At 38.3% G+C, this 6,669-nt stretch carries 4 protein-coding genes and 3 tRNA genes; 2 read left to right on the top strand and 5 right to left on the bottom strand.

The window, feature by feature from the left end; translation table 11 throughout:
- A partial coding sequence (locus I6E24_RS14845) for a DNA-binding protein (protein WP_235329350.1) occupies positions 1-251 on the top strand: 251 nt, incomplete at its 5' end.
- A gap of 131 nt (positions 252-382) precedes the next feature.
- Positions 383-1,519 carry a universal stress protein gene (locus tag I6E24_RS14840; protein ID WP_235329348.1) on the top strand — a complete coding sequence of 379 codons (1,137 nt, stop codon included), beginning with the start codon at positions 383-385 and terminating at the stop codon, positions 1,517-1,519.
- Positions 1,520-1,571: 52 nt separating this feature from the next.
- On the opposite strand, the gene I6E24_RS14835 is transcribed toward I6E24_RS14840, so the two are convergent.
- The 5 genes from I6E24_RS14835 to htpG form a co-directional block, all read right to left on the bottom strand.
- Positions 1,572-1,645: transfer RNA gene (locus tag I6E24_RS14835), tRNA-Arg, on the bottom strand.
- Positions 1,646-1,676: 31 nt separating this feature from the next.
- Positions 1,677-1,750: transfer RNA gene (locus I6E24_RS14830), tRNA-Arg, on the bottom strand.
- A 32-nt stretch (positions 1,751-1,782) separates the two neighbouring features.
- A tRNA-Arg gene (locus I6E24_RS14825) sits at positions 1,783-1,856 on the bottom strand.
- 92 nt (positions 1,857-1,948) lie between these two features.
- A complete protein-coding gene (locus I6E24_RS14820) occupies positions 1,949-4,261 on the bottom strand; it encodes a patatin-like phospholipase family protein (RefSeq protein WP_235329346.1) in 2,313 nt (770 codons plus the stop codon).
- 187 nt (positions 4,262-4,448) lie between these two features.
- Positions 4,449-6,494, bottom strand: a complete 2,046-nt coding sequence (gene htpG, locus I6E24_RS14815) for a molecular chaperone HtpG (RefSeq protein ID WP_235329344.1) — start codon at positions 6,492-6,494, stop codon at positions 4,449-4,451.
- Positions 6,495-6,669: the final 175 nt, after the last annotated feature.

Raw genomic sequence — 6,669 nt, 5'->3', positions numbered from 1 at the left:
GGACAATTACATTTAACGAATTGAGAAATATAAAAGATTCTTTACCGGAAGGAAGTATGCATCGTATTGCCGATGAATTAAATATATCTGTAGAAACAGTAAGAAATTTTTTTGGCGGTCAGAATTTTAAGGATGGAAAATGTGTAGGAATACATTTGGAGCCTGGTCCTGATGGGGGATTAGTGATGCTTGATGATACTGTTGTTCTGGACAAAGCGTTAGATATCCTTAGGGAAGCTTCTGAAAAATAATTTTTTTATTTAATAGCTATAATAGTTATATTGAACCCAATGTGGGATAACTATTATAGCTATTATTGTTTATAATCGAATTATATTTCGCTTCAGGTTTACCTTGATTATTAACTGTAAATCTCTAAAATATGGAAGAAGAAAAACTTGTTACCTTAGCTATCTTGACTTATTCTAAAGCCCAGATACTGAAGAATGTATTGGAGAATGAAGGTATTGAGGCCTATATACACAATGTGAATCTTATACAGCCTGTAATATCCTCAGGAGTGAGAATACGTATTAAGGAGAGTGATCTGCCGCGTGCTCTTAGCATAATTGAAAGTTCAGCATGGCTGGCAGAAGACATTGTTAAAGAACATGTGAAAGATACGGATAAAGAACGCAAAAAACCGATAATTCTTGTGCCTGTAGATTTCTCGGCTAATTCACTTAAGGCTTGTAAGTTCGGCCTGAACTTTGCCGCACAGATTAAAGTAGAAGTTGTGTTGATGCATGTTTATTTCAGCCCTGTATATATGCCTAGCTTGCAGTATGCAACCGAGGGATATGGTATGCCTTACGAAGCAGAACTGGGAATAAAAAGTATGTTGGATAACGTACATAACCGTTTGAAAGAACTGACAGACTCGATAGACAAAATGATGGCTGATGGAGAACTGCCTACAGTGAAATACACTTGTTTGCTTCGTGAAGGAATTCCAGAGGAGGAAATCCTGTCGTTTGCTCGTGAAGAATCGCCATTGATGATTGTAATGGGAACGCGTGGAGAGAACATGACAGATTATGGACTTATGGGTAGTGTTACAGCTGAAGTTATAGAACGTAGTCCTGTATTTGTTTATTCCATACCGGAAGAAGCGAAACTCACTAATTTCAAGGAAATCCATAAGGTTGCTTTTATAACTAATTTTGATCAGCGTGATCTTATTGCATTCGATTCCCTTATCACTACATTCAAGGATTATAACTTTGAGATTTATTTTATCCATATTAATTCAAATGAAGAAAGAAGAACGTGGAACGAAATCAAACTGTCCGGTATAAAAGAATATTTCCACAAACAATATCCTAATCTGAATATTAACTATAGTCTTGTGACGGATGACAGTTTCTTTAATAATCTAGACGATTATGTCAGGAGAGAGGATATAGATGTGTTGTGCGTGTCGAATTATAAACGTAATGTTTTTGCACGTCTGTTCAATCCAAGTATAGCCAAGAAGATGATATTTCACTCCAGGACACCTATTCTTGTCATTAAATGACATTCAAGTATAAAAAAAGAGATGGTGAATAAAATTCATCATCTCTTTTTTGTGACCGCGACAGGATTCAAACCTGTAACCGGCTGATCCGTAGTCAGCTACTCTATTCAGTTGAGCTACGCGGCCATTCATACATAATCCATTAAGTCAAGTAGAGTGACCGCGACAGGATTCAAACCTGTAACCGGCTGATCCGTAGTCAGCTACTCTATTCAGTTGAGCTACGCGGCCATTCATACATAATCCATTAAGTCAAGTAGGAGTGACCGCGACAGGATTCAAACCTGTAACCGGCTGATCCGTAGTCAGCTACTCTATTCAGTTGAGCTACGCGGCCATCTCTTTTTTCTTAACGGGTGCAAAGGTATGGATAATTTTTTTTCTATGCAAGCTTTTGGGGTAACTTTTTTAGTGTTTTGTAAAAAGTTTCTATTGCATGAACCTTTCTCCAAAGATTTGCCATCCAAGTGATATTCCTGCATTCCAGTTTTTACCTGGAGAACTGTAATAATTCAGGTATGCACTAACCGATCCAAAAGGAAGTCGGACTACTACTGACAAATCGCCTAAATATTCGAATTTGCTGAACATTTTGCCGTAAGTTGCTTTATTAAGTTCGTTGCAATTTATAGGGAAGAACGGAACAAAACCGTATATACCTAGCCTTGCTTGTATCATACTGTTGAATTTGTATATCGGAATAAGTCCTACTCCTGCAAATTGGTTTGCCCTGAAAGCTTCATTATAGGTTATCTTGCTATGGGTAGTTGGTGAGAATTCGCCTGCCTGCATCATAGTTGCACGGTAATTATTACTGAAATTACGTGAGGAGTAATAGGCATGCAGGTATGAACCTAAAGATACTTTTCTACTGATACGGAAATATTTTTCAAGTTCGTATGAAATCTGAAGCCAGGCTTGTGTATATTCGAATTCTCCGTTATATGGGTCCGTACCCATTCCCTGACGGAACTTTTCATTCCCCAAATATATGTTAGCTGCAAGTCTTTCCTTTTTACCGCTTACGGAATAAAGTTTACTATCAAGTGTATTTCCCTCAAGTGCAACAGAGCCTCCAAGTATATTGTAGCTACTTTTATCTCTGGCACTATTCGTGAAATCTATTACGTTTGTTTGGAAATACTGGTCAGTAAGCGTTGCAGCTCCTAATCCGAACTCTGCTTTATGCTTACTTAGGAAAGGCATATTTATGTATGCCTTAATGAATTTTTCATCTTTTTTATTGAAAACAGGGCTATTAATTTGGTTTATGAAATTTTTTGTCTGTCCTTGATAGTCGAACGATGATAATGATAATACCATCTTATATGAAGTAGGGACCTCTGTTGGCAAATCAATTCTTCCGGTAACTTGGAGATTGTTGTATATCTGTCCTAATTGACCTTCCAGTGCAAATTCTTTGGAATATTGTCCCAGGTTATGATATGATGCACCTAAATATATCTGGTTGGCTCCGTTAGAACCTACATTTCCACCTATCCTGACTGATATGTCTTCTGCTATTTTAACATTTAGTACAAGTGTAAAAGTGTTGTCTATATAATCATATACAGCATGAGGGATAATCTCGGTAATCATGTTGTCTGATAACAGCCGGAAATATCCTCTTCTGAGGTCTTCAAGTGAGAAAATATCATTATCATTTGCATGAAAACCTCTCATTATGTATTTTTTCTGTTGTTCGTTTGTTCCGTGAATTATAATCTTCCTGAATTTAAGTTCAGGCATGTCTCTTTTGAAGTCAATACGTTTCCTTTCAAGAATCCTATAACTGGTTCTTCTTGAAATCCTTTGTTTGATTGAGTCCATAATCTGTATGGTACGGTTGTATCCGATATCGTGAAGTTCATCATATCTGTCAAAATCCATGAGTCCGACATCGGTATACTTAAAAGTCATCATGATACCTAGTGAGTCTGGGATTGAGTAATCTGTTTTTTGCATAATCATATTTTCCAGCTGGCTCATGATGTCTCCTTCTTTAGGCTTACTCGGATTGGAACTTACAACGCTTCCTATAATTATATCCGGGTTAAAGTCCTTAATCATTGTCGAAACAGGGAAATTGTCATATATACCTCCGTCGTATGCCAAAACCGAATCAATTTCGATTGGTTTAAACATTCCTGGAAAGCTCATTGATGCCCTTACTGCGTCTCCCAAATCTCCATTGCTCATTATAAGAGGTCTTTTGTTGTATACGTCTGACGCAACACATCTGAATGGTACAAACAGCTGGTCGAAATTTCCCCTGCATTTTGCTGTTGCCTGTGCATATAATTCCACAAACACAATGTTCATGTGCATAGGGTCGACTACACTTGATGGCAGGAATCTGGTTTTCACTTTCTTTGCCATCTTCATTTTTGAAAGTTGGATATTGATGAATTCAGGAGTAGTGGGATTCATCTTGAAGTAATACATATACTCTTCTTCTATTCCACCTGATGAGTACCATTTCTTAAAATCAGGTGACTTCAGCATTTTTTCCATATCATCGGGCGAATATCCCATTGCATATAGTGATCCTACTATTGCTCCCATTGATGTTCCGGTGATATAGTCTATTGGGATGTTGTTTTCTTCCAATGCACGTATTATCCCTATATGTGTCATTCCTTTTGCACCGCCACCACTCAGCACAAGACCTACTTTTTGGGCACTAGAAGGGAATATCATGTAAAAAATAAAGGATAATATCAGTACAAATGCTTTTTTCATACAGTTTATTTGAGCTTTGTGATTGTCAGGTTACCAAAGATAGTCAAAATTTATATCTGTATCTAATTTAATGATGTTTTTTTCTTTTATCTGTTAATTTTCTTGATGCTATTAAAAAAATAAGGGCAATATCGTCTGGTTTTCAGAGTGACATTGCCCTATATCTATGAATAATTAATTATTATCTTTAAATCATTTCGATGCTTCTCTTTACAAAGTTAGTAAGAGCTTCACCTTTCAGCATTCCGTTCTGTAGTAATGCCAGGTCTATAAGCTGATGCACAACTTTGTTTCCGGCCGCATATTCGTTCAAAATGCTGTTCTTCTGATTTTTCTGTTCATCAAGTTTCTTCTCAACATCTTTCAGCTCGTCTTTTTCGGCAACAGGGATTTCTTCGTCTTTCTTGCCTTCGTGAGCTTTACGGAGTTCACTTTCTCTGAGTGACAGTATAGCTATTTCAGATTCTACAGGAACAAGCTTTTCAGCACATGCAGTTTCTGTTTCACTAAGAACCTGTTTTATAAGCTTATGGTCGCTGTTCAGAACAAGGCTGTACATGTCAGGCATTTCTCCGTAGAAACTCATTCCCGGCTGTATGTTTGCCATTTCTTTCATACGGCGCATATATTCAGCCTGAGTGATGATTACCGGTGAAGCGTTTTCTCCCATAGCCTGAGCCTCTACGTGGAACTCTGTTTTCTGCAGTTTAGGCAGCTGTCCGCTGAATACTGTAGAAAGCAAATTGCGCTTGTCTTCTTTCAGCTCTTCGCCTTTCTGTTCGTCTTTTACAATCAGACGGTCGATAACGTCGCTGTCAACACGTGTGAAGCGGCTTTTCTCCAGTTTCTGTTCCAGCATGTTTATCATTGGAACATCGAGCTGTCCGTCCATCATCAGTACGTTATAACCTTTGTTTACGGCTGCATCAATGTATGCGTACTGTTCGTCGCGATTGTTTGCATAGAGGTAAATCAGATTACCATCTTTGTCAGTCTGGTTTCCGCTGATAAGAGTCTTGTATTCTTCCTGAGTATAATATTTGCCTTCAGTATCTTTGAACAGAGCGAATTTATCTGCTTTAGAATAGAAATCTTCCTGAGTCAGCATTCCGTAGTTGATGAAAATCTTCAGGTCGTCCCATTTGTTTTCAAATTCCTTACGGTCGTTCTTGAAGATAGACTGAAGTCTGTCTGCTACTTTCTTTGTGATATATGTAGAGATTTTCTTTACATTAGAGTCACTCTGGAGGTATGAACGTGATACGTTAAGCGGAATATCCGGAGAGTCGATTACACCGTGGAGCAATGTCAGGAAGTCAGGTACGATACCTTCTACCGAATCTGTTACATACACCTGGTTGCAGTACAACTGTATCTTGTTTTTCTGCAAGTCGATGTTGCTCTTTATTTTCGGGAAGTAGAGCACACCTGTCAGATTGAACGGATAGTCCACATTCAGATGAATCCAGAACAGAGGTTCGTCCGACATAGGGTAGAGGTCTCTGTAGAACTTCTTGTAGTCCTCATCCTTAAGTTCGCTTGGTTTCTTTGTCCAGATAGGGCAAGTGTCGTTTATGATGTTGTCTTCGTCAGTATCTACCTGCTTGCCGTCTTTCCATTCTTTTTTCTTTCCGAATGCCACTGGTACAGCCAGGAAGCGGCAATATTTGTTCAATAAACCTTTCAGACGGTTTTCTTCAAGGAATTCCTTACAGTCGTCATCTACGTAAAGTATGATGTCAGTACCACGGTCTGCCTTTTCAGTTTCCTCAAGAGTGAACTCAGGACTTCCGTCGCAAGTCCATTTCACTGCCTGAGCACCTTCCTGATATGATTTGGTTACGATTTCCACCTTCTTTGCTACCATGAAAGCTGAATAGAAACCTAAACCGAAGTGACCGATGATTGCGTTTGCATCGTCTTTATATTTGGCTAGGAAGTCATTTGCACCTGAAAATGCAATCTGGTTGATATATTTGTCTATTTCTTCGGCAGTAAGACCAAGTCCGCGGTCGGAGATAACGATAGTATCGTTCTCTGCTTTTACTCTAATGGTAAGGTCTCCCAATTCACCATTGAATTCTCCTTTCGAGGCAAGGGTTTTCAACTTCTGTGTTGCGTCAACAGCGTTTGAAACAAGTTCGCGCAAGAAAATTTCATGGTCGCTGTATAAGAATTTCTTTATGATGGGGAATATGTTTTCTGTAGTAACCCCGATATTACCTTTCTGCATATCTGTTATGTTTTTTATTATTAGTAAAATCTTTATCGAATTGCAGTTGTGCAAAACAACTGCAATTCGATGTACAAAATAGATGCCAATCTCTGAATGCTGACAATCTGTCATATTTCTAATGCCGATGACGGTTATGTTTGACAGTCTTTATATGTATCCCATGAATCTATAC

This window comes from Bacteroides caecigallinarum, from assembly GCF_021530995.1.
Lineage (GTDB): Bacteria > Bacteroidota > Bacteroidia > Bacteroidales > Bacteroidaceae > Phocaeicola > Phocaeicola faecigallinarum.
Note: the sequence above shows the minus strand (reverse complement) of the source record. Positions and strands in the feature narration are given on the sequence as shown.